Here is a 23,011-nt window from a genome sequence, read left to right as displayed (position 1 = left end):
GCCCTGCTGGGTCACCTGGCGGACCTGGTCGATGACGTCGTCCACCTGGCTGAAGCCGCCCTTGGTGACGGGCTTCACCTCGACCGGCGGGTCGATCAGGCCGGTGGGGCGGATCACCTGCTCGGCGAAGACGCCGCCGGTGCGCTCCATCTCCCACGGGCCGGGCGTGGCCGAGACGAAGACGCTGTCCGGCCGCATGGCATCCCACTCCTCGAACTTGAGGGGGCGGTTGTCGATGCAGGAGGGCAGGCGGAAGCCGTACTCGGCCAGGGTGAACTTGCGGCGGTAGTCGCCCCGGTACATGCCGCCGATCTGTGGCACCGTCTGGTGGCTCTCGTCGATGAAGAGCAGCGCGTTGTCCGGGATGTACTCGAAGAACGTCGGCGGCGGCTCGCCCGGGCGGCGGCCGGTGAGGTAGCGGCTGTAGTTCTCGATGCCGGCGCAGCTGCCGGTGGCCTCGATCATCTCGATGTCGAAGGTGGTGCGCTGCTCGAGGCGCTGGGCTTCCAGCAGCTTGCCGTTGGCGACCAGCCAGTCGAGGCGTTCCTTCAACTCGCTCTTGATCTGGTTGATGGCCTGGCGGAGCGTCGGGCGCGGCGTCACGTAGTGGCTGTTGGCGTAGATCTTCACGCCCTGCAGGTCGGCGGTCTTCTTGCCGGTGAGCGGATCGAACTCGGTGATGCTTTCGATCTCGTCGCCGAACAGCGAGATGCGCCAGGCGCGGTCCTCGTAGTGGGCCGGATAGATCTCCAGGGTGTCGCCGCGCCGGCGGAAGCTGCCGCGCTCGAAGGCCTGATCGTTGCGCTTGTATTGGAGGGCCACCAGATCGGCCATGAGCTTCTTCTCGTCGATCCGGTCGCCCGGGGTCAGCGAGAAGGTCATGGCCGAATAGGTCTCGACCGAGCCGATGCCGTAGATGCAGGAGACCGAGGCCACGACGATGACGTCGTCGCGCTCGAGGATCGCGCGGGTGGCCGAGTGGCGCATCCGGTCGATCTGCTCGTTAATCGAGGAGTCCTTCTCGATGTAGGTGTCGGTCCGCGGCACGTAGGCCTCGGGCTGGTAGTAGTCGTAGTAGCTGACGAAGAACTCGACGGCGTTGTCCGGGAAGAAGCTCTTGAACTCGCTGTAGAGCTGGGCGGCCAGCGTCTTGTTGGGGGCGAGGATCAGGGCGGGACGCTGGGTCTCCTCGATGATCTTGGCCATGGTGAAGGTCTTGCCCGACCCGGTGACGCCCAGGAGGACCTGTTCGTGCTCGCTGGCCTCGATCCCGGCCACGAGCTCGGCGATGGCGGTCGGCTGGTCGCCGGCCGGGGCGTAGGCGCTGGAGAGCTTGAACTTGCGCCCGCCCTCGCTCTTCTCCGGGCGCACCGGTCGGTGCGGCTTCCAGAGCATGGGCATGGTGTTCTCGTCGTAGTCGAACGCGGCCGACATGTCGGACACGCCGGACGGCGCGGAGGGGGCGGGCATGGCGTGCAAGTTAGGCGCTCCGGGCAGGGTTCGCCACCTCTCTGCGCCGGGTCTGCTGACAGCAGAGTGTCAGCAGCTTCGTGCGCTTGCGGTGAGAAGGGTGACGCGGCGGTGGCTTGCGGGCGCAGGCGGTCCAATACAATGTAAACGCACGTTGAAGGAGACGCCCCCGTGAAGACCCGCATCACCGAACTCTTCGGCATCGAGCATCCGATCATCCAGGGCGGGATGCACATGGTGGGCTACGCCGAGATGGCGGCCGCGGTCTCGAACGCGGGCGGGCTCGGGATCATCACCGGGCTGACGCAGGGCACGCCGGAGAACCTCGCCAAGGAGATCGCCCGCTGCCGGGAGATGACCGACAAGCCGTTCGGCGTGAACCTGACCTTCCTGCCGGCCGTGACGCCGCCGGACTATCCGGGCTTCGTCGAGGCGATCATTAAGGGCGGGATCAAGATCGTCGAGACGGCGGGCAACAACCCGCAGAAGTGGCTGCCGGCGCTGAAGGAGAACGGGATCAAGGTGATCCACAAGTGCACCTCGGTCCGCCACTCGCTGAAGGCTGAGGCGATCGGCTGCGATGCGGTCAGCGTCGACGGCTTCGAGTGTGGCGGGCATCCGGGCGAGGACGACGTCGGCAACTGGGTGTTGCTGCCCCGCGCCGCCGAGGAACTGAAGATCCCCTTCGTGGCCTCGGGCGGCTGCGCCACCGGCAGTCAACTGGTGGCGGCGCTGGCGCTCGGCGCCGAGGGCATGAACATGGGCACCCGGTTCATGGCGACCGTCGAGGCCCCGATCCACCAGAACGTGAAGGACGCCATCCTGGCCGCGAACGAGTTGGACACGCGGCTGATCATGCGGCCGCTGCGCAACACCGAGCGGGTGCTGACCAACGCCGGCGTGGAGCGGCTGCTCAAGAAGGAGCGGACCCTGGGCGACAAGATCACCTTCGCCGACATCGCCCCGGAAGTGGCGGGCGTCTATCCGGCGATCATGAAGAAGGGCGAGATGGACGCCGGCGGCTGGAGCTGCGGCATGGTCGTGGGGCTGATCCACGATGTGCCGACGGTGCAGGAGCTGATCGACCGGATCATGGCCGAGGCTGACGAGATCATCACGCGCAGGCTCACCGGCTTCCTGGGCGCGGCGCGGGTGGCCGTCGCGGCGGGCTGACAGCCGGCGCTGGGCGTGGAAGAACTCTCACGCATGAGCGTGCAGAGTCTTCCCGCCTGGATGTACACCGACGAGGCGTTCTTCGAGCGCGAGCGGCGGACCATCTTCCGCACGTCGTGGCAGGTGGTCTGCCACCTGAACGACATCCCCGAGGCGGGCGACTACCAGGCCTTCGACTTCCTGGGCGAGCGGGTGCTGACCGTGCGCGGGGACGATGGCGAGGTGCGCAGCTTCCACAACGTCTGCCGGCACCGCGCCTCGCGGCTGGCGGACGGGAACCAGGGCAACTGCGGCCACCGGATCGTCTGCCCCTACCACGCCTGGAGCTACCGGCTGGACGGACGGCTGGCGAATGTGCCGCCATGGCAGGGGTTCGAGGGGCTGGAGCCGGACGAGCTGGGCCTGAAGCCCATCGAGCAGGAGATCTTCCTGGGCTTCATCTTCGTGCGCTTCGAATCCGGACTGCCCAGCGTGGCCGAGATGTTCGCGCCCTATGCGGAGGAGCTAGCGCCGCACTGCCCGGCCGACCTGCAGCCGCAGGGCCGCGTGACGCTCCGGCCCCGGCCGGTGAACTGGAAGAACATCGGCGACAACTACTCGGACAGCCTGCACATCCCGGTCGCACACCCGGGGCTGACGCGGCTGTTCGGGACCAGCTACGGCATCGAGGCCGCGCCCTGGGTCGACAAGATGTGGGGCGACATCGTGGAGAAGCCGTCCGCCAACTGGGTGGAGCGGAACTACCAGGCGCTGCTGCCGAAGTTCGACCACCTGGAGGGCCGCGAGCAGCGGCGGTGGAACTATTACAAGCTCTGGCCGAACGTGGCGTTCGACGTCTATCCCGACCAGATCGACTTCATGCAGTTCATCCCGATCTCGGCCACCGAGACGGTGATCCGCGAGATCGCCTACGTCCGGCCCGACGCGCGGCGCGAGGTGAAGGCCGCCCGCTATCTCAACTGGCGGATCAATCGCCAGGTCAACGCGGAGGACACGGTGCTGATCCGCCGCGTGCAGGAAGGGATGGAGAGCTCCGGCTACGAGACGGGGCCGCTGGGTCCGTCCGAGGTGTGCCTGAAAGGCTTCGCCGAGAAGATGGCGATGTTCATCCCAGAGGCGCGGGCGGCTGCTGAATAGGCGCTCCTAGATCTCCACCACCAGCTTCTCCAGCCCCCGGAACCCCGGCAGGGCGCGGTAGGTCAGCTCCTGGTCGGCGAGCTTCAGGTTCGGGAAGCGCTCGAAGAGCTTCCACAGCGCGACCTGGCCTTCCATGCGGGCCAGGGGCGCGCCGATGCAGATGTGGGCGCCGCCGCCGAAGGCCATGTGGGGCGTGTGCTTGCGCGCGATGTCGAAGCGCTCGGGGTCGTCGAAGACGGTCGGGTCGCGGTTGGCGGCGCGCAGCAGGCTGATGAGCGCCTCCTTGGGCTGGATCGCCTCGCCTCCGAGTTCCATGGCGTGCGAGGCCACGCGGCCGGTCATGGTGATGGGCGGGTCCCAACGCAGCACCTCCTCGATCGCCGCGGCGATGAGCTTGGGGTCGGCGCGCAGCTTGGCGAGCTGGTCCGGGTGGGTGAGGAAGGCGCGCACGCCGTTGCCGATCAGGTCGGTGGTGGTGAGGTTGCCGCCGACCAGCAGGCCCTGGAGGTTGACGCTGATCTCGTCGTCCGAGAGCTCGGCGCCGGCGGCCTGCAACTGGACCATGTCGGTGATCAGGTCGTCCTTCGGGTTGGCGCGACGGTCCGCCATCGCCTCGGCGAAGAAGCTGGTGAGGGCGTCTCCCGCCGCCAACAGCGCCTGCTCCTGCTCGGGCGTGCGGAGGGCGTTCAGGACGTGGATGATGCCCTCGGACCACTCGCGGAACTCGCGCAGGCGGCCCTTCTCGATGCCGAGCACGGCGGCGATCACCAGGATCGGCACCGGCACGCCGTAATCAGCGATGACGTCGAAGGACGGCCGAGACGCCAGCCCGTCCAGCACCTCGTCAACGATCGCCTCGACCTGCGGCTTAATCTTCGCGGCGCGCTTATAGAAGGCCTGGGTTAGGGGGCCGCGGACGCGGGCGTGGTCGGGATCGTCCATGAACAGGATCGACTGCGGCCGCTCGCCCGAAACGTCCGAGACGCGGGAGAAGACGGCGCGCGGGTTGCCGCGGGCCGGGTTCCGCCAGAGGCCGCGGTCGTTCACGACCGAACGGACGTCGTCGTAGCTGGACAGGACGACGGACTCGAGCACCGGGTCGTGATGGACCGGGCAGCGCTTCTGCAGGTCGGCGAGCCGCGGGTAGGGATCGGCGCGGAAGTCCGGGTCGATCTCCATGATCTGGAAGCCGGTCGGCAGGTCCTGCTCGGGCGCCTTCGTCTCGGACATGGGTTCCTCCTGATCGGCGTTCAGTCAGCGCCGACCGCGGCCCTGGCGCAAGCCCTACTTCCGGGCGTCGAGCCAGTCGCGGATGGTCCGGTTCACCTGGGCGGCGGCGTCGTGCTGCACGAAGTGGGCGGCATGCGGGAACATCACGATGGTGGTGTCGGCGTCGACGTGGTTCCAGGTGCCCGAGTGGCCGGCGGCGTTGAGGGCGGTGTCCTTCATGCCGTGGATCACCAGCACCGGGACCTTGATGCGCGGCGGCGCGGGCGGCGGGGCGGCGGTCTGGCCGACGCCGCGGGGATAGTTGGCACGGTAGTAGTTCATCATCCCGGCGAAGTCGGAGCGCTTGAAGGCCTCGACATAGTCGGGCCTGGCGGCGGGGTCCTTCACCCAGCCGGCCAAGCCCTCGGCGGTGAGGTTCTTCTCCGAGCCCTCCTGCTGGAAGTTGCGGGCGTACTGGCTGTTCTTCTGCTGGTCGGCGTTGGTGGCCATCTCGCGGGCCATGCCGGTGGGGTGGGGCACACTCATGATGACGAGCTTGTTGACCAGGTCGGGCCGGAAGAAGGTGGTCTGCCAGGCGATGGCGGCGCCCCAGTCGTGGCCGACTATCGTGGCGTTCTTCTCGCCCTCGGCGGCGATGACGGCGGCCACGTCGCCGATCAGGTTCGGCATGGCGTAGGCGGCGACACCCTGCGGCTTGTCCGAGAGGTTGTAGCCGCGGGTGTCGAGGGCGGCGGTGCGGTAGCCGGCCTTGTTGAGCTCGGCCATCAGCGGCTTCCAGGTGGCCCAGTAGTCGGGAAAGCCGTGGATCAGCACCACGAGCGGGCCCTGCCCTTGGGCGACGTAGTGGATCTTCACGCCGTTGTTGGTCGCGTACTTGTCGGCGGCGTGCGCCGCGGTCGACAGCATCAGCGCGGCGGCGAAGGCGAGCGCGGCCCGGATCATCGGCGTGTCCTCTATGTGTTTACACTGTAGATAACAGGTCCAGGCCGACCGCGGGAGGTTCAGGCGGGCCCAAGAGGGCACGTCGTCAATCAGCGTGCGTTCCCCGGCCAGAATGCTACTCCTGCGATATGCCGGCGCTTCGCGACGCGTACATCACCGGGACCGGAGTCTCGCTCCCCGGCCTGCCCGTGGGCGTAGACCGGATGGAGGATTTCCTCGGCCGCATCGGCGGTCGGGACAGCCTGCTGGGCCGGCGCGCGCTGCGCTGGAACGGCGTCGAGACGAGGCACTATGCGCTGGGAACCGACGGCGTTCCCTACACGTCCAACGCGGGCATGACCGCCGAGGCTGTGCGAGGCGCCCTGGAGGCGGCGGGACTTGGCCGCGAGGACCTGAGCTTCCTCGCGGCGGCGACGACGCAGGGCGACTATCTCGTGCCGGGCCACGCGGCCGCGGTGCACGGTGAACTGGGCGGCGGTCCGTTGGAGATCGCGAGCTTCCAGTCGGTCTGCGGCTCGTCGCTCATGGCTGCGAAGGCGGCCTGGCTGCAGGTGCGGGCCAACGAGCATGACGTGGCCGTTTCGTGCGCAGGCGAATTCTCGTCGCGGTGGTTCCGTCCCGAGTTCTACCAGGGGACTTCGCTGGTCGACGCCAAGGGGCGGTTGCGCGCGGAGGCCGACTACCTGCGCTTCACCCTGTCGGACGGCGCTGGGGCGGTGGTCATGGAGCCGAAGCCGCGGCCGGATGGCCGATCGCTGCGGGTGGAATTCGTAGACCTGGTCTCGCTGGCGGGACGCTTCGATCCCTGCATGTGGGCCGGAGCCCCGGTGGAAGCCCGCGCCGACCCGCTCGCGACCTGGAGCCACGTCGGCCCGCCGGCCGCGCACGCCGCCGGCGCCGTGGCGCTGCTGCAGGACTTCGAGCTGCTGAAGCGTGTGATCCGGGCCTGGGTGGGCGTCTATCTGGAGAAGGTGGACCAGGGGCGGATCCAGCCCGCCGAGGTGGACCACCTGCTCTGTCACTACTCGGCCCGCTCGCTGCGCGAGGAGATCGTGAGCCTGCTGGAGAAGACGGCCGGGATGGTCCCGGAAGAGAAGTGGTTCTCGAACCTGGCCGCCGTGGGCAACATAGGCTCGGCGTCGATCTGGGTCATGCTGGACGCCTTCCTGAAGACCGGGCGGCTGAAACGGGGCGAGAAGGTGCTGTGCGTGGTGCCTGAGAGCGGGCGGGCCTTCGTGGGCTTCATGCTGCTGGAGGCCGTATGAGCGACGCAGCCGACGTCCTGCGCCGCCTGACGGTGGTGTTCGCCGACTTCGAGGGGCGGCTCGAGGCGACGCCGCTGATCCGGAAGCTGACGCGCGGGCGCTTCTCGCTGGAGGACTACCGCGCCTTCCTGATCGGCCTGCGCCAGCAGGTGAAGGACGGGGCGCTGTGGATGTCGCGCGCGGCGTCCAACATCGACGAAGCGCATCTGGAGCTGCGCTCGAAGCTGATGCGGCATGCGGTGACCGAGCACCGCGACTTCCGCCTTCTCGACGCCGACTACGTGGCCGCCGGCGGCGCGCGGGAGGAGATCGAGACCGCGCCCAAGAACATCGGATCCGAGGCGCTCTCGGCGTGGATGTTCCACGAGGCGTCGAAGCCCAATCCGTTCGGCCTTCTGGGCGCGATGTGGATCATCGAGGGTCTGGGCTCGATCAAGGCGGCCGAATGGGGCGCGCTGGTGCGCGATCGGCTCTCCTTGCCCGACGAGGCCGTGCGGTTCCTGCTGTATCACGGCGAGAACGACGCCGAGCATATCGGCGAGTTCGAGGCCATGCTGGGGCTGGTCCTGCCCGATCCGGCCGTGGCCGCACGGATCGTGCGCACGGCTGAGGTCACGGCGCGTCTCTATGCGTTGCAGATCGAGGAGATCACCGGGTGAGCGAGCGCGCGTTCGATCTCGCCGACTACGACCCGCGCGACCCGGACCCGTGGCTCGCGCTCTATCTCGACAACTCGCTGCCCATCGACCCCGGGGCCAAGATGGCGCTGCTGCGCGGCAACCGCAGCTGGTCGCGGCGCTGGATGTTCCCGGTGGTGCGGCCGGCGGTGTTCGCCTTCTTCCTGCTCGTGAAGATCCTCAGGGGCCTGTCGCCGCATCACCCCAACCTCAACGGACTGCTGCACCGGTTGATCCACTGGGGCCTGAAGGTGTTCTGCACGCCGGACGCCAACACGCTGATCCTGCGGCACTTCCATATCGGCACGGAGTTGCTGGCGTTCATCAAGGCCAACGCGGGGCCGGTCGACGTCGAGACCGTGCCGCTGCGGCCGCGGACGCTGAAGGACCTGGAGGACAACGTGTTCCTCCAGCACGACCTGAACGTCTTCAACTTCATCATCCAGCTGAACGCCTCGTTGCGGGCGCAGGGGCGTGACCTGGTTCCCGTGGACCGGGTCGACTTCTCGCCGATCTCGGACGATCCGATCGAGCTGGCGCGGCTGCCGAACGGGCCGCTGAACTTCGCCGACGTGCAGACGGCGATCGAGATCTACACGCCGCTGTATGCGTTGATGCTGCCGCGGGCGGACTTCATCCGCGCGTCGAACAGCCTGCAGCTGGATGAGACGGTGGCGATCTACATCGGCAAGATCCTGGGCACCGACTACCACATGTCGTTCGTGAAGAACGGCCATCCGCTGGTGCCGCTCTCGACCCTGCAGGCTGGCTATCGGCTGATGATGCATGGCCTGGACTGCGAGGCGTTCCATGGCTGGCTGCGGCTGCTGAAGCGACGGCAGGCGCAGGGGCTGCCCCTGGATCCGCGCAACCCGATCGCGGCGTAGCGACCCCGGCGCCTCAACGGTCTACGCAAACTTGCTGTGCGCCACATAGTATGTGCTAGACACTGTGTATCATACAGTGTATGACGCACAGCACGATGCCAAATGACACCGACATCTTCGAGACGCTCCGACTGGAGCTGCGCCGCGGATCGCTGATCCTGGCAGTGCTGGGGCAGCTCAGGTCCGAGCACTACGGCTACACGCTGCGCCATGCGCTGGCCGGCGCCGGGGTCGAGATCGACGAAGGCGCGCTCTATCCGATGCTCCGCCGGCTGGAGACCCAGGGCCTCCTGACCAGCGAGTGGCGCGAGGAAGAGCGGCGCAACAAGCGCTTCTACCGGCTCTCCGATGAGGGCCGCGCCGTCCTCGACCGGCTGGTCGAGGAGTGGACCGGGCTGAACGCCTCGGTCGACGCCATCCTGAGGACGCCCCAATGACCGACCTGATCGAGCGCTACCTCGCGGCCATCGCCCGCGAGCTGCCCGAGGCGCAGCGCGCCGACATCACCGCCGAACTGCGCGACGAGCTGATGTCGGGCGTCGAAGCCAAGGAGGACGGCCTGGGCCGCCCGCTGGAACGCGAGGAACTTGAGAACCACCTCGTCGAGTTCGGGAACCCGCTGCTGGTCGCCGGCCGCTATCGCCGCACCCAGCACCTGATCGGGCCCGAGATGTTCCCGTTCTGGTGGGCGGGCCTGCGCGCCTCGCTGCTGGTGGTCGCCGCGGTCTATCTGGTGCTGGCCTTCATCAGGGTGTTCGCGGGCGGCGAGGCCGACGAGGTCGCGACGCGGGCGTCGGAATCGCTGACGCTGGCCCTGGTCTTCACTTTCGGCGCCGTCACGCTGTTCTGCGCGGCGGTCGAGCGGTGGGGCAAGCCGGGCGTGCTGGCGAGGTGGAAGCCGCGCAACCTGCCGCCGGCGCGGGGCCGCACGAAGGGGCGGTTCGAGATCATGGTCGAGCTCGGCATGGGCTTCGTCGCCCTTCTGTGGTGGACGGGCGTCATCCACTTCCGGAACGTGATGCCGGGCGTGGAGCTGCGCGTGGACCTGGCGCCGGTCTGGACGGCCTACTTCTGGCCGATCCTCGCCTACCTGCTGGGCGAGCTGGCGGTGAACACCCAGGCCCTGCTGCGGCCCGGGCGGGTGAAGCTGAACGCGGGCCTGGCCATCGCCCGCAACCTGGCCGGCGCGGCGATCCTCACGGGCGTCATCCAGGCGGGTCACTTCGTGCTGGTCAGCGCCGACCATATCCAGCCCGACGTGCTGGCGACCCTGCAGACGAACTTCGACCGCGGCTTCCGGGTGGGGATCGGCGTGGCGATCGGAATCTTCCTGTGGCTGGCCGCTTTCGAGGCCTGGCGGCTGCGCCAGTTCGTGCGGTTCAGCGTCGGCCCGTCCTCCAGGCCCGCCTAGAAGGTTCCGTGGCTCACCGCGCTGGCCGCCATGAGCAGCACACCGACCAGAGTGGCCAGGGCGATGATGAGATTGCGCATCCTGCGCTCCCCCGCTTGTCCTCACGGGGAACTACGCAGCAGGGCCGGCGTCAGATGCGGCGGAGCGCCGCAGATCAGGCCTATCGGCGGTCGTTGGTCTTGCTGACCACCACGCCCGCGCCGGCGCCCACGACCGCGCCGATCGGACCCGCGACCACCGCCCCGGCCACGGCGCCGGTGGCAGCCCGCTGCTCCACATTGTGCCCGCAGGCGGAGAGGGCGAGCGCCGCCGCGGCGGCCATCAGAGATGTCAGTGTGCGCATGGATCCTCCAAGGGGGAGAACCCCCGGCCAAGCTTATTGTTCCACTTAAGCTTCCGTGCGGCCAAGATAGAGTAAACGAACATGGTTACAGAAGAAGTTGGAAGAAGTTGAAGTCTAAACTCAGACAAGTGCGAGCTTCCTGAAAAACTCTTATGTTGTCAGAGAGCTACGCTGTTGGCCCGACCTGAGCGGGCCTTGGGCGGCCGCCCAGCGTTAATGCTGCGGCGCAAAAAAGTGTTGCCAGCCACGCTTCCAGCATTCATACACGCTTCACCATTTGCCGTCGCTTGCCCCCAAAACGGATCTCGGGGAGCAGGCCTGCCGGCGGACGCTGCCAGCATGTGCAGGGGCGCCCGGGGCGACACGTGAGTTGGGGGGCAAGTACGCCCTCGCCGCTGAGGACCGTTCCGTTTGCAGTTTTCCGTAAAGGCGCTCGCCAATTGGCGTGGGCCGTTCGGCGCCGTTTTGTCGGGTGCAGGCATGGGCCTGGGCCTGGGCGCCGCCTTCCTGATCTTCGGCATGGCCGGCCACGCGGCCGAACACGCCTATGCCGTCCGGCTGGCCGATGTGGCCGCCAACGGCTACACGGTCTCGCACCTCGAGACCGAAGGCCGCGGCCTGCGCGTCGGCCTGGAGCAATACGGCTTCCAGGGCGCGCTGGATGCAGTGATGGCTCCGGCCCGCGCCGAGAAGGCCCGCCAGAAGACGCCCCGCCGCGCCGACCTCGAGTGCCTGACCACCGCCGTCTACTTCGAGGCCCGGGGCGAGAGCCCGCGCGGCCAGGCCGCCGTCGCCCAGGTCGTCCTGAACCGGGTGAAGCACAAGGCCTTCCCGAAGAGCGTCTGCGGCGTGGTGTTCCAGGGCGCCGGCCGCGCCGGCTGCCAGTTCAGCTTCGCCTGCGACGGATCGATGCGGAAGCGCAAGGAGCTGCTGGCGTGGAACCGCGCCCGCAACGTGGCCGCCCGCGCCCTGGCCGGCGCGGCGCGCGCCGACATCGGGGCGGCGACCCACTTCCACACGACCGCCGTGTCGCCGATCTGGGCGCCACAGATGCTGCGCGTGGCCAACGTGGGCGCGCACGTGTTCTACAAGTTCGCCCCCTACCGCCTGCGCACGGCCCCGGCCGCGCCGCCGGCCGTGGAGCAGGCGCTGCTGACCGCGGGCGCCGCGTCGGGCCCGGCGCCGGAGCTGCGGATCGCGCCCACGATGGAGCAGGCGATCGAGACCTCGCTGGAGCCGGCCTCGCCGGCCGCCGCCGAGGCCACGGCCGCGACGGGCGCCGCCACGCCGGCCGCCGACGAAGCCCGCCTCGCCCCAGCCCAGCCGGCGGCAGGGGCGTCGTAGGCCCTCGGCGCCCTACAGCGCTTCGATCTGGCGGCGCAGGCGCTTGCGGACGAACTCGGGCAGGAAGCGGTTGAGGAAGCCGATCTGGCGGGCCTGGCCACCGACCAGGTGATGCAGGCGGGGCTTGCCGTGGACGGCGGCCCAGACGGCGTCTGAGACGTCCTCGACCGGGTAGACCGGCACCTTCTCGTGGCGCAGCGACACCCGCAGGTCCTCGTTGCCGTGGAAGCGCGCTTTGTCCAGCAGTGGCGTGTCGATGAACCAGGGCATGATGCAGCGGACGCCCACGCCGATGCGGGCGAACTCGCCCTCCAGCGCCTCGGAAAGGCCGCGCACCGCGAACTTGGTGGCCGCGTAGACGGCCATGCGCGGCGGCGCGACGACGCCTGCCACGGAGGCCACGTTGACGACCAGCGCGCCCGGCGTGGCGGCCAGCAGGTCGAAGGCGGCCTGGCAGCCGTTCAGCACGCCCTTCAGGTTCACGTCCACCTGCAGGTCGACCTCGTCGGGAGTCTGGGCCTCGAGGTAGCCGCCCTTGGCGATTCCGGCGTTGTTCATCAGGACGTCCAGCCGCCCCCCGGTGACCTTGGCGAAGGCTTCCAGCTCGCGCTTCCAGCCGCTGCGGTGGCGGACGTCGAGGTTGCAGATGATCCCGTTGGCCGGGCCGATGGCCTGCAGCGCAGCCGTCAGGCCCCGTGTGTCGATGTCGGCCAGGCCCACGAACCAGCCGCCGGCCGCGAAGCGCTTGGCGGTGGAAAGCCCGATGCCGCTGGCCGCGCCGGTGATGAAGATCGCCCGGCGGCCGTCCGCCTGGGCCTTGCTGATCGCCGACATCACGAAACCCCCCATATGCTGCGAAGTTACACCGCCTGCGCCGTGAAGAGGAAAGCCGGATGACGACCGATGCCCGCGAGCAACTGGCCAAGGACCTGCTGGGCGCGCCCTACGGCGGCCTGACTCCCGTGCAGCGAAGCGTGATCGACCTGATCGCCAACGAGGCGCCGACGGGCCTGGATCCGCGGCTGCATCTCGACGAGCGGACCCGCAGCGAGCGGCTGGCCGACCGGGTGGCCTCGGTGGGCGGATCGTGGGGCTTCATCGTCGGGTTCGGCGTGGCGCTGGCGCTGTGGATGGGTTGGAACGTGCTGACCCGGGGGCTCGGCACGGCCTTCGACCCCTATCCCTTCATCTTCCTCAATCTGATCCTGTCAACGTTGGCGGCCGTGCAGGCGCCGATCATCATGATGAGCCAGAACCGCGCCGCGGCCCGCGACCGCGTGGCGGCCGAGCACGACTACATCGTCAACCTGCGCGCCGAGTTGGAGATCATGCACCTGCACGACAAGGTCGATGCGATGCGCAAGCGCGAACTCCTCGGCATCATCAAGCGCCAGAACGAGTCCCTGCGGATCCTGCGCGGGCAGGGGACGGGCGGCTAGGCGCGCGCGGCCCTCCGCAGCGCCTGGGGCGGTTGGCCGAAGGCGCGGAGGAAGGCGCGGCGCATGCGTTCGGGGTCGCCGAAGCCTACGGTCTCGGCGACGCGGTCGATGGGGGCGTGGCCGGTCTCAACGGCGGTGCGCGCGGCCTCCAGGCGCAGGCGCTCGACGGCCTTGGCCGGCGTGGTTCCGGTCTCGGCGGTGAAGGCGCGGGCGAAGTTGCGCGGGCTCATGGCCGCCTGCTCGGCCAGCCGCTCGACGGTGAGCCCTGCGGCGAGGTTGGCGCGCATCCAGTCCATCAGTTCGCCGAAACGGCCGCTGGCCCCGCCCATCTCGACCAGGGCCGAGAACTGCGACTGGCCGCCCGGCCGGCGTTGGTGGACCACCAGCTGCTGGGCGGTGCGCCGGGCGACCTCGGGGCCGAGGTCGTCCTCGATGAGCGCCAGGGTCAGGTCGATGCCGGCGGTGATGCCGCCCGAGGTCCAGACGGCGCCGTCGCGGATGAAGATGCGGTCGGCCTCGAGGCGGATCTTCGGGTAGCGGCGGGCGAAGTGGTCGGTGCGGCTCCAGTGGGTGGTGGCGCGGCGGCCGTCGAGCAGGCCGGCCTCGGCCAGGAAGTAGGCGCCGGAGCAGACGCTGGTGACCCGGCGGGCGTCGGGGGCGGCGCGCTTCAGCCAGTCCACGATCTCGGCGAACTCGCTGAGGGCCTTCGTGGCGTCGCCGCCGGAGACGAGGATGGTGTCCCAGTCGCCTTCCGACAGGCCTTCCGTCGCGAAGCCGGCGCCGGCGCTGGACGGCGTGTGGCCGCCGCCGGGGGCCAGGACGTGGATCTCGTAGGCGCCGGGGCGGAAACGGCTCGCGATATCGAAGGCCGAGATCGGCCCGGCCGCGTCCAGCAGCTGGAAGTTCGGGAACACGACGACGGCGATCTTGCGGGTCATGGCAGAAATTGTGGGAACAATGTCATTTCGGCCAGACCATGCGCCGCCTAGCCTGCGCTCGTCAATTGCAGGAGGCCCTCCATGTCCACGCTCAAGATCCTGTTCGTGCTCTATCCGGGGGTGACCCACCTCGACTTCACCGGCCCGCACCAGGTTCTGTCGCGCGCGCCCGGCTCCGAGACGATCGTGGCCTCGCTGGGCGGCCAGGACATCGAGGCCGAGGGCCTGACGTTCACCAACCTCGCGGATCTCTCGAAGGTCGACCGCTGCGACGTGATCTGCATCCCCGGCGGCTTCGGGACCACGGCGGCGATGCTGGACGAGGCGTTCATGGCGCAGGTCCGACGGCTGGGCGCGGACGCCAAGTACGTGACGTCGGTCTGCACCGGGTCGCTGATCCTGGCGGCGGCGGGCTTCCTGAAGGGCAAGCGGGCGGCCTGCCACTGGGCGTGGCGCTCGCTGCTGGAGCCGTTCGGCGCGATCGTCGGCGAGGAGCGGGTGGTCCGCGACGGCAACACCATCACCGGCGGCGGCGTGACGGCGGGCATCGACTTCGGTTTCGTGATGCTGGAGGAGCTGGCCGGCCGCGACTACGCCGAGGCCGTGCAGCTGGGCCTGGAATATGCGCCCGATCCGCCGTTCCACTCCGGGCGGCCGGAACTGGCGCGGCCCGAGATCCTGGCCCAGGTGAAAGCCCGGATGGCGAGCGCGACCGACAGCCGCTCGGAAGCCGCACTGGAAGCCTCCCGGCGCACGGAGCCGGCGTAAGCGCCCCGGGCTCCGCCCGCGGGTCTAGAAGGCGAATTGACTGCGGAGCGAGACGGCGTCGAGGTCTTCGCCCAGAGACCGCCGCGGCGCACCCGGGCGCCGGCCGCCGCGCGGCGGCCGCGGCGCGCTGGGCGGCGGCTACTTCTTGGGCGCGTAGGCGATCATCTGGATTTCGACGACGCCGTCGTCGGCCAGCAGGCCGGTCGTGCCGACGGCGGTCCAGGCGGGGTGCGGGGGCGGCATGAACTCGTCCTTCGCCTTGGCGAAGGCTGCGAACTGCTCATCGCGCGTGCCGTTGAAGCCGGGGCCGTTCCAGACGTGGAAGGTGTTGATCGTCACCACGTCGGCGAAGGTGAGTCGGTCGGCCTTGAGGATCTGGTCGATGATCCGGAACGCCTGCCGCGTCTGGTCGGTGAAGGCGGCGGCGTCCCGGGCCTGGCCGCCGCGCGGGCCGGCGATCACCCCAGAGATGTAGAGGTAGTCGCCGGCCCGGCGGGCCGGGGCGTATTTGAACTCGTCGTAGCTTCGCTGGGCATTGCCGCTCTGGATCACCACGTGGCCGCCGGCCGACGGGACGATCCTCGGATAGCCCGAAGGGGCGGGCTGGGCGTGAACGGCGGTGGCGGCCGCGACGAGCGCGGCGATCAGGGCTGGCTTGAGCATGGTAGGACATAAGCCTGCGCCCGCCGGCCCGCCAAGATGTCAGCGAGCGGCGGGCCGCGGGGCGTACACGATCATCTGCATCTCCACGACGCCGTTGTCGCCGAGGAGTTCGGTGGTTCCGACCGCCGTCCAGGCCGGGTGCGGCGGGGGCATGAACTCGTCCTTCACCGCGCTGAAGGCCTCGAACTGCTGGTCGCGCGTGCCTTTGAAGCCAGGGGCGTTCCAGACGTGGAAGGTGTTGATCATGACCACGTCGGCGAATGTCAGGCCCTCGGCCTTCAGAGTGGCGTCAAGGAAGCGAAAGGCGCGGCGAGTGTGGGCTTTGAACGAATCCACATCGCGGCCCTCGGCGCCGTAGGGCGCGATCACCAGGCCCGAGATGTGGAGGAAGTCGCCGGCGCGGCGGGCCGGGGCGAAGCGGATCTCGTCGTAGGCCTTCTGCGCCGCGGCGTTGGTGATGACGACGTGGCCGCCCGGCGCGGGGATGATCTTGGGATAAGTCGTCTGGGCCAGGGCCGTGGAGGCCACAGCGAGGGCGAGGGCGAAGGCAGGGCGGCCGGGCTTGAGCATGCCGCAAGCCTAGGCGGCCGACCGCGACCCTCGCCAATGCCGGGAAGTTATGAGGGCGCGCGCCGAGGGGCCGCCAAGCGCAACCACGGGCCCAGGTGGAAGCCGCTCATCAGGAGGTACATGACGACCATACCGCTCAGCGGCGCGGCGGACGGCGGCCCGCAGGGCGCGACGCTCGCCCGGGCGTCCAACGCGCCCGTCACCAGCGCCATGGCGGCGAACGTCGGCGCCGCCGCGAGGTTGAGCCAGGCGGCGGCGCTTGCGAGGATGGGCCTCATGCGTGCGCGCCGGCGCCCTGGTCGCGGGACGTCTTCCCGCCGGCGTCCGACACCTTCACCCGCTCGGGATCGGGCGCGGCCTGCGGCCCGTAGCTGTCGTGCCATTTCCACCACTTGTAGGGCGGGGTCTGCGGATTGCCCTCGGGCGAGTCTTCCCAGGCCTCCTGGCGGCCGAGGGGCGTGATGTCGAGGTAGTTCCAGACGCCGCCCATCTGCTCGTCGCCGCGGGCGTCGATGAAGTAGGTGCGGAACACCCGGTCGCCGTCCCGGAAGAACACGTTGGTGCCGTGCCACTCGTCGACGTCGAAGTCCGCGTCGAAGCTGTCGGTGATGGTGACCCACGGGATGTGCTGCCAGCCCATCCGGTTCTTGAGGCGCGCGATATCGGCCTGCGGCGCGCGGGAGGCGAACACGAGCGTGGTGTTGCGGGCGTTCAGGTGGGCCGGGTGGGCCACGTGGTCGGCCACCATCGAGCAGCCCACGCAGCCATGCTCAGGCCAGCCTTCGACGCCTGGCTCGTAGAATGCGCGGTAGAGGATGAGCTGGCGGCGGCCCTCGAACAGCTCGATGAGGTTCTTCGGGCCGTCTTTCGTCTCGAACCGGTAGGCCTCGGGGCCGTCCACCTCCACCCACGGCATGCGCCGGCGTTCGGCGGCGAGTGCGTCGCGGGCGTGGGTGTGCGCCTTCTCCTTCACGAGCATCTCTTCACGCGCGGCCTTCCACGCCTGCGGGGAAACGATCGGGGGAGTTTGCATGGCTGGACTCCTGTCTCTGAACGAGCCCCCTCGGGCGCTAATACGACGGCGGCCGGGCGGCCGGCGCGCAGGTTCCGATGTCCCTGAACGCCGGCTTACGCCGGGCTTCAACTACGGCAGGCGCGCGTCGTATTCCGCCCGCAGCTGCTTCCAGTTGCTCCAGAACAGCGGCGGCTCGGTCCCGCGGAAGCGGGCCACGAGCACGTCGAGGTGGGCGTGCCAGCCCGCCGAGACGCCCAGCATCATGCCGCGGTCGGGCAGTCGGCGGTGCGTGACGGTGAGCAGGACCTCGGCGCCCTGCGGTTCCAGTTCGAACGTCACCTCGCTGCCGCCGCTCCATTCGATGCTGAGAAGGCGCGGCGGATCGATGCGGGTGACGACGCTTTCCAGGCGGTGCTCTTCCTCGAAGCCCTCCGGGCGCTGCTCGCGGCGGCCGGTGAGGTCGTCGTTGCGCCAGACCAGCTCGACCTTGCCGCCCTCCCGCAGGTCCATGTCGCCGGTGGCCAGCCACTGGCCGCGCAGCTCGCTCTCCGTGAGATAGGCCCAGACGCGGTCGACGGGGCCGGGGAGGATGCGCTGGATGCGGACGGTGGCGCGCTCGGTGACGACGCCATAGGCGTCGAGGGTGGCGGCTTCGGTCATTGGTCGTCTCCTTGGGAGGGCTTGGGGGCGTCTTCCTGGCGCAGCAGGGTCTCGAGGATGTCGAGCCGGTCGCCCCAGAAGCGTTGGTAGAAGCCGATCCACTCGTGGGCGTCCTCCAGCGGACGGGCCTCGAGGCGGCAGAGGTGGGTGCGGCCCTGGATGGTGCGGCGCACGAGGCCCGCGCGCTCCAGCGCCTTGATGTGCTTTGAGGCCGCCGCCAGCGACATGTCGAACGGCGCGGCCAGCTCGCCCACCGTCCGCTGGCCGCCGGACAGGCTGCGCAGCATCTGGCGGCGCGTGGCGTCGCCGAGAGCGTGGAAGACGGCGTCGAGTCGGCCGTCGGCGGGCTGTAATTCAACCATGTGGTTGAGAATGGAATTGCGACCGTCGATTGTCAACCGATTGGTTGATGATTTCGACGCGCACCGGCCAGGCCATCATGTCGGTGATGACGGCCCGGCCCTCGCTTGGGCTCCGCTAGGGCTTGCGGCGCTGGATGCTGTTCTCTTCGGTGTCGCGTTTGCCCTTCACGTCGTGGGCGTGGTGGCGGTCGCGTTCGCCGCCGCCGCCCGAGACGTGGCTGAAGGGGGTGTTGGTGGGCTCGTCCGGGGCGCGCCCGCTGCGGGGCGGCTTCGGCGGCTGGGGCTTCGAGCGGTCCTCGTGGCTCGCGCCCGGACCGCCCCAGCGTTCGGTGTTGGGGTGCTTGTCCGGCATGTCAGCGGTCCTGCACGTTGCCCTGGTGGGTGGTGTTCTGGGCGAGATTGCCGTGGCGGCCCTGGGACTTCAGGTTGACGTCGTCGTCGCCCGGCTGCTCGGACTGGACGCCGGTCACGCGGTCGCGACGGCCGATGTCCGAACCTTCGATGTGGGGCTTCTCGCCCGGGCTGGAGCGTTGATCCGGCGGGATCGGTGGCGCTTTCGAGGCCATGGGGTCGTCCTCCGTGTGGATGACGTCAACCGATGGGCCGCGGGTTGGTTGCCGCTCGGCGTCAGCGGTCCTGCTGGTGGCTGTGGTGGGTGTTCTGCTGTGGTCCGCTGGGCCGGTCGGACGACGCGCGACGGCCGATGCCGTCGCCCCGCAGGTGCGGCTTGTCGCCGGGTGACGAGCGCTGGGCAGGCGGGATCGGGGGCGCTTTGGAAGCCATGAGGTTGTCCTCCTCTGATGGAGGTCAACCCGGTACTGCAGCCACGGTTCCGGCGGCCCGTCAGCCTCCGGTGTGGGCCCGTGCGCCGCGCCGCGCGCCGCGCAGCATCGCCCCGGCGGCGCCGAAGCCCAGGATCATCAGCGCCCAGGTCGACGGCTCGGGGATCGCCTCTTCGACGACGAAGCCGGTGACCAAGCCCTGGTTCGCCCCGAGGCTGCCGGTGGCGCGGTTGCTGAAGTTGACGAGGCGCTGGAAGCCCGCGAATTCGGTGCGGTGATCCATGTAGACCGAGAAGGCCAGCGGCGCGTTGCTGGTGATGTCCAGCAGCAGGTCGCCGTCGGTCAGCGGATTGTAGGTGAACGCCGCGCCGGCGATCGTGAAGCTGGGCGAGGCCGGGCCGGAGATGTGGCCGGCGAAGAAATCATGCACGACGCCCAGGTTGTTGGCGAAGGTGTTGCTGAGCGCGCCCACCTGGCCGCCGCCTGTCGAGAAGCGGACGGTGTAGTCGCCCTCGGCCAGTGCGCCCGGCGAACGCTCGGTGTTGTAGAACGTGAGGCCCACGATGGTGATCTCGCCGGCGAACAGGCTGGAGTCGAAGGCCTGCTGGTAGCGCTGGGCGCAGCTGAAGGGCGCACAGTCGCCGGCGTCCGGCTTACCGGGGCCGCCCACGACGATGGTGGTGGCGGCCTGAGCCGCGCCCGCCGAAAGCGTCGTGGTGAGGGCTGCAACGGCCGCGAGCGTCGAGAATCGCATGGAGCATATCCCCCTGTGGGCTGCTCCAGCGTTCGCCTCGGACCGTTAATTTTCCGGTAACTACGTTCGAACGACGCGTTCCGTACGCCGCCCGAGCGGGCCTTCAGTTCCCAACGGCGTCGAGGCCGATGTCGAGCACCCTGGCCGAGTGGGTGAGGGCGCCTACGCTGATCACGTCGACGCCGGTCTCGGCGATGGCGCGCACGGTCTCCAGGGTGACGCCGCCCGACGCCTCGAGGGTGACGCGGCCGTCGACGGTCTGCACCGCCTCGCGCAGGTCGGCCAGGCTGAAGTTGTCGAGCATGATCACGTCGGGAGCGTGGGCGAGCGCCTCCTGGAGTTGGACCAGGCTGTCGACCTCGACCTCCACCTTCACGAGGTGGCCGGCGAAGGCCTTGGCGCGGCGCACGGCCTCGCCCACCGAGCCGCAGGCGGCGACGTGGTTGTCCTTGATCAGGATGGCGTCATCCAGGCCGAAACGATGGTTCACCCCGCCGCCACAACGGACGGCGTATTTCTCCAACGCCCGCAGGCCTGGCGTGGTCTTGCGGGTGTCGGTGATCTTGACCTTCGTGCCGGCGACGGCGTCGACGTAGTCCTGGGTCAGGGTGGCGATGCCGCAGAGTCGCCCCAGCAGGTTGAGCGCCGTGCGCTCGGCGGTGAGGATGGCCCGGGCGTTGCCGCTCACGCGGGCCAGTGTCGTGCCGGCGGGGACGACGACGCCGTCGGCGGTCAGCAGGTCGCAGGCGGCCGACGGATCGAGCTCGGCCAGCGTCAGGCGGATGCAGGACAGTCCGGCCACCACGCCGCCCCGGCGGCAGGCGAAGTCGGCGGTGAGCCGGGCGTCGGCGGGGATGCAGGCCATGCCGGTGATGTCGCCCGCGCGGCCCAGGTCCTCGGTCAGGGCGGCGCGGATGACGGGCGCGATCAAGAGGTCGGGAAGCGGTTCGAGGCTCATGGGGGACTCTGGGCTTGGGCCTGATGGGTGACGCCCACGAGGAACCCGCGGATCAGGGTGAGAGTGGCGGCGCGGACCTCGAGGCTGGCGGCGGCCGGATCCGCCGCGACGGCGATCCGGAGCGCGCCCTGCACGAAGGCGCCGAAGACCAGGTGCGAGAGGGTCGGTACGATCGCCTCGTCCAGCAGACCGGCCTCGGCCAGGTGGCCCATGGCGTGGGCGATCAGGCCGATGCAGACCGGCTCCTGCAGCGCCGTCCACTGTTCGAAGCCCAGCACCGAGGGGCCGTCGATGAGCAGGAGGCGGCGCGCGTCGGCGGCCTCGTAGGCGTCGAACATCTTGGCCCCGCCGATGACGATCTCCTCCAGCGGGTGGGGGCTCTCGGCCATGGTGGAGAGATCGACGTAGCGGGCGACGTCGGCCATCACCGCCTCGCAGGCGGCGCGGAACAGGTCGGTCTTGTCCTTGAACTGGTAGTAGACGGCGCCCTTGGTCAGGCCGGCGGCGGCCGCGACCTCGTCCACCGACACCGCAGCGAAGCCGTTTTCCGCGAACAGGCGGCGCGCCTGCGCGACGAGGCGATCGCGATTTGTGAGCGGGGCCGTTGACATCATACTCTCGGTATGTCGATCATACTGAGAGTATGACAAGAGGGTCGGCCATGCGGATTCCCACTTGGACCCCCACGGGGACCATCGTTCTGGCGTCGGCTCTGGCGGCGCTGTCGCTGGGGCTTGGCTTCATGCAGGCCTATGGCGGCTGGACCCGCGAGGGCGTGCTGGCCGGGACGGCGATCACGGCCCGCTGGGCCTTCCCGTTCTTCATCGCCGCCTGGAGCGCCTCGTCGCTGGCCAGGCTGTGGCCGGGCGGCTGGCGCGCGGCTCTGCTGCGGCGTCGGCGGGCGATCGGGCTGGCGTTCGCTGCCAACCACTTCGTGCACCTGGGCTTCGTGGTCGCCGCGGTTTCCACCTTCGGCGAGACCCGGCCGCTGTTCGTCTACCTCGTGGGCGGCGGGGCCTATGTGATGATCGCGCTGATGGCGCTGACGTCGAACGACGCGGCGCAACGGTGGATGGGCTTCAAGCGCTGGAAACTGCTGCACGCGGTGGGCGGCTGGTGGGTGCTGGTGATCTTCGCCAACAGCTATGTGAGCCGCCTCATGGAGAAGCCCGCCATCGCCGGGCCCGCCGTGGCGCTCATCGTGGCGGCGCTGGCCTTGCGGATCGCCGCGGCGGTGAAGGGCCGGATGCGGCCTCAGGCGGCCTGACACGCGCGCTCCGCCACCGTGACGAAGGTGCGCTCGGGCGCGCGGGCCTCGGGGTAGTCGGCGCGGAAGTGGCCGCCGCGGCTCTCGCGGCGGGCCAGGGCCGCCTCGGCCACCAGGCGGGCGGCGACCAGCGGCGCGGCGCGGCCGTGCGCCGCCTCGAGCGCCGCGATCTGATCCATGAGGCGGGTGAGGCCCGCCGCATCCCGCACCACGCCCGCGTCGCGGCTCATGGCCTGGCGCAGGGCCGCCAGCGCTGGGGCCGCCAGTTCGGGCCCGATGGGCGTCCGCAGCGGCGGGGTCGAGGCGGCGGGCGCCTCGCGCGCCGCCTCACCCGCGCGGCGGCCGAAGACGGCGGCCTCCAGCAGCGAGTTCGACGCCAGCCGGTTGGCGCCATGCACGCCGGTCGAGGCGCACTCGCCGGCCGCATACAGGCCGGCCAGGCTGGTGCGGCCGTGGGTGTCCGTGGCGATCCCACCCATGTGGTAGTGGCAGGCCGGCGCGACCGGGATCGGCTGCACCCGCGGATCGACGCCGCCGCCCATGCAGGCGGCGAAGACGGCCGGAAACTCGTCCGGGAATTGGGCGCCCACGGCGTCGCGCGCATCGAGGAAGGCGCCGCGGCCGGCTAGCCGCTCGGCGTGAATGGCGCGGGCCACCACGTCGCGCGGGGCGAGCTCGGCGTCCTTGTGGTAGCGGGCCATGAAGGGCCGGCCGTCGCCGCCGATCAGCTTCGCGCCTTCGCCGCGCAACGCCTCGGTGGCGAGCGGGGCAGGATCGCGGCCGATGTCGATGGCCGTTGGGTGGAACTGCACGAACTCGGGGTCGGCGATGGTGGCGCCGGCCAGGGCGGCCAGGGCCAGGCCCTCGCCCTTCAGCTCGGCCGGCGTGGTGGTGACGGCGTAGAGGCCGCCGATGCCGCCGGTGGCGAGGATCACCGCGCGGGCGGTGATCTCGAG

Annotated in this window: 30 protein-coding genes; 11 read left to right on the top strand and 19 right to left on the bottom strand. The window is 69.8% G+C overall.

Annotation, left to right across the window (positions count from 1 at the left end; all coding sequences use genetic code 11):
• On the bottom strand, positions 1–1,470 hold a 1,470-nt coding region (locus tag VGD44_RS19335), incomplete at its 3' end, for a DEAD/DEAH box helicase family protein (protein ID WP_331090010.1).
• Between the two features lie 171 nt (positions 1,471–1,641).
• Here VGD44_RS19335 and VGD44_RS19330 point away from each other — a divergent pair.
• On the top strand, positions 1,642–2,643 hold the full coding sequence (locus VGD44_RS19330) for a nitronate monooxygenase family protein (protein ID WP_331090009.1): 1,002 nt from the start codon (positions 1,642–1,644) through the stop codon (positions 2,641–2,643).
• Between the two features lie 33 nt (positions 2,644–2,676).
• Positions 2,677–3,780, top strand: a complete 1,104-nt coding sequence (locus tag VGD44_RS19325) for an aromatic ring-hydroxylating dioxygenase subunit alpha (protein WP_331090008.1) — start codon at positions 2,677–2,679, stop codon at positions 3,778–3,780.
• 6 nt (positions 3,781–3,786) lie between these two features.
• Here VGD44_RS19325 and VGD44_RS19320 read toward each other — a convergent pair whose 3' ends face one another.
• Both VGD44_RS19320 and VGD44_RS19315 read right to left on the bottom strand, forming a co-directional pair.
• Complete coding sequence (locus tag VGD44_RS19320) at positions 3,787–5,010, bottom strand: cytochrome P450 (protein ID WP_331090007.1); 1,224 nt, start codon at positions 5,008–5,010, stop codon at positions 3,787–3,789.
• 54 nt (positions 5,011–5,064) lie between these two features.
• Entirely contained in the window at positions 5,065–5,952 is an 888-nt protein-coding gene (locus VGD44_RS19315) for an alpha/beta hydrolase (RefSeq protein WP_331090006.1), read from the bottom strand.
• Between the two features lie 128 nt (positions 5,953–6,080).
• Here VGD44_RS19315 and VGD44_RS19310 point away from each other — a divergent pair, with 128 nt between their 5' ends.
• From VGD44_RS19310 to VGD44_RS19290, 5 genes are all read left to right on the top strand, one after another.
• Positions 6,081–7,217 carry a beta-ketoacyl-ACP synthase III gene (locus VGD44_RS19310; RefSeq protein WP_331090005.1) on the top strand — a complete coding sequence of 379 codons (1,137 nt, stop codon included), beginning with the start codon at positions 6,081–6,083 and terminating at the stop codon, positions 7,215–7,217.
• Positions 7,214–7,876, top strand: coding sequence for an iron-containing redox enzyme family protein (locus VGD44_RS19305; protein ID WP_331090004.1), 663 nt, complete (start codon positions 7,214–7,216; stop codon positions 7,874–7,876). The genes VGD44_RS19310 and VGD44_RS19305 overlap by 4 nt, the downstream gene beginning before the upstream one ends.
• On the top strand, positions 7,873–8,781 hold the full coding sequence (locus VGD44_RS19300) for a DUF6999 family protein (RefSeq protein ID WP_331090003.1): 909 nt from the start codon (positions 7,873–7,875) through the stop codon (positions 8,779–8,781). Before VGD44_RS19305 ends, VGD44_RS19300 begins: the two co-directional genes overlap by 4 nt.
• A 95-nt stretch (positions 8,782–8,876) precedes the next feature.
• The gene (locus tag VGD44_RS19295) at positions 8,877–9,218 is read left to right on the top strand and encodes a PadR family transcriptional regulator (RefSeq protein WP_331090002.1); all 342 of its coding nucleotides are present in this window, start codon (positions 8,877–8,879) and stop codon (positions 9,216–9,218) included.
• Positions 9,215–10,192, top strand: coding sequence for a hypothetical protein (locus VGD44_RS19290; RefSeq protein WP_331090001.1), 978 nt, complete (start codon positions 9,215–9,217; stop codon positions 10,190–10,192). The genes VGD44_RS19295 and VGD44_RS19290 overlap by 4 nt, the downstream gene beginning before the upstream one ends.
• A gap of 160 nt (positions 10,193–10,352) precedes the next feature.
• On the opposite strand, the gene VGD44_RS19285 is transcribed toward VGD44_RS19290, so the two are convergent.
• Entirely contained in the window at positions 10,353–10,535 is a 183-nt protein-coding gene (locus VGD44_RS19285; protein ID WP_331090000.1) for a hypothetical protein, read from the bottom strand.
• A 480-nt stretch (positions 10,536–11,015) separates the two neighbouring features.
• Between VGD44_RS19285 and VGD44_RS19280 the strand changes: the two genes are divergently transcribed.
• Positions 11,016–11,879 carry a cell wall hydrolase gene (locus VGD44_RS19280; protein ID WP_331089999.1) on the top strand — a complete coding sequence of 288 codons (864 nt, stop codon included), beginning with the start codon at positions 11,016–11,018 and terminating at the stop codon, positions 11,877–11,879.
• Between the two features lie 12 nt (positions 11,880–11,891).
• Here the strand turns inward: VGD44_RS19280 and VGD44_RS19275 are convergent, their stop codons facing one another.
• On the bottom strand, positions 11,892–12,713 hold the full coding sequence (locus tag VGD44_RS19275; RefSeq protein ID WP_331089998.1) for an SDR family oxidoreductase: 822 nt from the start codon (positions 12,711–12,713) through the stop codon (positions 11,892–11,894).
• A gap of 59 nt (positions 12,714–12,772) precedes the next feature.
• Between VGD44_RS19275 and VGD44_RS19270 the strand changes: the two genes are divergently transcribed.
• The gene (locus VGD44_RS19270; protein WP_331089997.1) at positions 12,773–13,318 is read left to right on the top strand and encodes a DUF1003 domain-containing protein; all 546 of its coding nucleotides are present in this window, start codon (positions 12,773–12,775) and stop codon (positions 13,316–13,318) included.
• Here the strand turns inward: VGD44_RS19270 and VGD44_RS19265 are convergent.
• Positions 13,315–14,256: a GlxA family transcriptional regulator gene (locus VGD44_RS19265; protein WP_331089996.1), complete on the bottom strand. Its 942-nt coding sequence runs from the start codon at positions 14,254–14,256 to the stop codon at positions 13,315–13,317. The genes VGD44_RS19270 and VGD44_RS19265 overlap by 4 nt on opposite strands.
• Positions 14,257–14,337: 81 nt before the next feature.
• Here VGD44_RS19265 and VGD44_RS19260 point away from each other — a divergent pair, with 81 nt between their 5' ends.
• The gene (locus VGD44_RS19260; protein ID WP_331089995.1) at positions 14,338–15,024 is read left to right on the top strand and encodes a DJ-1/PfpI family protein; all 687 of its coding nucleotides are present in this window, start codon (positions 14,338–14,340) and stop codon (positions 15,022–15,024) included.
• Positions 15,025–15,162: 138 nt separating this feature from the next.
• Here VGD44_RS19260 and VGD44_RS19255 read toward each other — a convergent pair whose 3' ends face one another.
• The 12 genes from VGD44_RS19255 to VGD44_RS19200 all read right to left on the bottom strand — a co-directional run bounded on the left by VGD44_RS19255 (position 15,163) and on the right by VGD44_RS19200 (position 21,399).
• Positions 15,163–15,687, bottom strand: coding sequence for a Rid family hydrolase (locus VGD44_RS19255; RefSeq protein ID WP_331089994.1), 525 nt, complete (start codon positions 15,685–15,687; stop codon positions 15,163–15,165).
• A gap of 39 nt (positions 15,688–15,726) precedes the next feature.
• Positions 15,727–16,257 carry a Rid family hydrolase gene (locus tag VGD44_RS19250; RefSeq protein ID WP_331089993.1) on the bottom strand — a complete coding sequence of 177 codons (531 nt, stop codon included), beginning with the start codon at positions 16,255–16,257 and terminating at the stop codon, positions 15,727–15,729.
• Positions 16,258–16,304: 47 nt separating this feature from the next.
• Entirely contained in the window at positions 16,305–16,535 is a 231-nt protein-coding gene (locus VGD44_RS19245; protein ID WP_331089992.1) for a hypothetical protein, read from the bottom strand.
• The gene (locus VGD44_RS19240) at positions 16,532–17,290 is read right to left on the bottom strand and encodes a DUF899 domain-containing protein (protein WP_331089991.1); all 759 of its coding nucleotides are present in this window, start codon (positions 17,288–17,290) and stop codon (positions 16,532–16,534) included. The genes VGD44_RS19245 and VGD44_RS19240 overlap by 4 nt, the downstream gene beginning before the upstream one ends.
• Before the next feature lie 111 nt (positions 17,291–17,401).
• Positions 17,402–17,932 (bottom strand): SRPBCC family protein, encoded by a 531-nt coding sequence (locus VGD44_RS19235; RefSeq protein WP_331089990.1) that lies wholly within the window; start codon positions 17,930–17,932, stop codon positions 17,402–17,404.
• Positions 17,929–18,294, bottom strand: a complete 366-nt coding sequence (locus tag VGD44_RS19230; RefSeq protein ID WP_331089989.1) for a metalloregulator ArsR/SmtB family transcription factor — start codon at positions 18,292–18,294, stop codon at positions 17,929–17,931. The genes VGD44_RS19235 and VGD44_RS19230 overlap by 4 nt, the downstream gene beginning before the upstream one ends.
• Positions 18,295–18,409: 115 nt before the next feature.
• Positions 18,410–18,646, bottom strand: coding sequence for a hypothetical protein (locus VGD44_RS19225; protein WP_331089988.1), 237 nt, complete (start codon positions 18,644–18,646; stop codon positions 18,410–18,412).
• Between the two features lies 1 nt (position 18,647).
• Positions 18,648–18,860 carry a hypothetical protein gene (locus VGD44_RS19220; protein ID WP_331089987.1) on the bottom strand — a complete coding sequence of 71 codons (213 nt, stop codon included), beginning with the start codon at positions 18,858–18,860 and terminating at the stop codon, positions 18,648–18,650.
• A 61-nt stretch (positions 18,861–18,921) separates the two neighbouring features.
• Positions 18,922–19,077, bottom strand: a complete 156-nt coding sequence (locus VGD44_RS19215) for a hypothetical protein (protein WP_331089986.1) — start codon at positions 19,075–19,077, stop codon at positions 18,922–18,924.
• Positions 19,078–19,137: 60 nt separating this feature from the next.
• Positions 19,138–19,830 (bottom strand): PEPxxWA-CTERM sorting domain-containing protein, encoded by a 693-nt coding sequence (locus tag VGD44_RS19210; protein WP_331089985.1) that lies wholly within the window; start codon positions 19,828–19,830, stop codon positions 19,138–19,140.
• Positions 19,831–19,933: 103 nt separating this feature from the next.
• Complete coding sequence (gene nadC, locus VGD44_RS19205; RefSeq protein ID WP_331089984.1) at positions 19,934–20,788, bottom strand: carboxylating nicotinate-nucleotide diphosphorylase; 855 nt, start codon at positions 20,786–20,788, stop codon at positions 19,934–19,936.
• Positions 20,785–21,399: a TetR/AcrR family transcriptional regulator gene (locus VGD44_RS19200; protein ID WP_331089983.1), complete on the bottom strand. Its 615-nt coding sequence runs from the start codon at positions 21,397–21,399 to the stop codon at positions 20,785–20,787. The genes nadC and VGD44_RS19200 overlap by 4 nt, the downstream gene beginning before the upstream one ends.
• A 50-nt stretch (positions 21,400–21,449) precedes the next feature.
• On the opposite strand from VGD44_RS19200, the gene VGD44_RS19195 reads away from it, so the two are divergent.
• Entirely contained in the window at positions 21,450–22,055 is a 606-nt protein-coding gene (locus VGD44_RS19195; RefSeq protein WP_331089982.1) for a hypothetical protein, read from the top strand.
• On the opposite strand, the gene VGD44_RS19190 is transcribed toward VGD44_RS19195, so the two are convergent.
• Positions 22,043–23,011: FAD-binding protein (locus tag VGD44_RS19190; RefSeq protein WP_331089981.1), on the bottom strand; the 969-nt coding region annotated here is incomplete at its 5' end. The genes VGD44_RS19195 and VGD44_RS19190 overlap by 13 nt on opposite strands.

Origin of the sequence: Phenylobacterium sp. (assembly GCF_036402295.1) — a bacterium.
GTDB lineage: Bacteria > Pseudomonadota > Alphaproteobacteria > Caulobacterales > Caulobacteraceae > Phenylobacterium.
The sequence above is the reverse complement of the archived record's forward strand: the minus strand, read 5'-3'. Positions and strand labels throughout refer to the sequence as shown.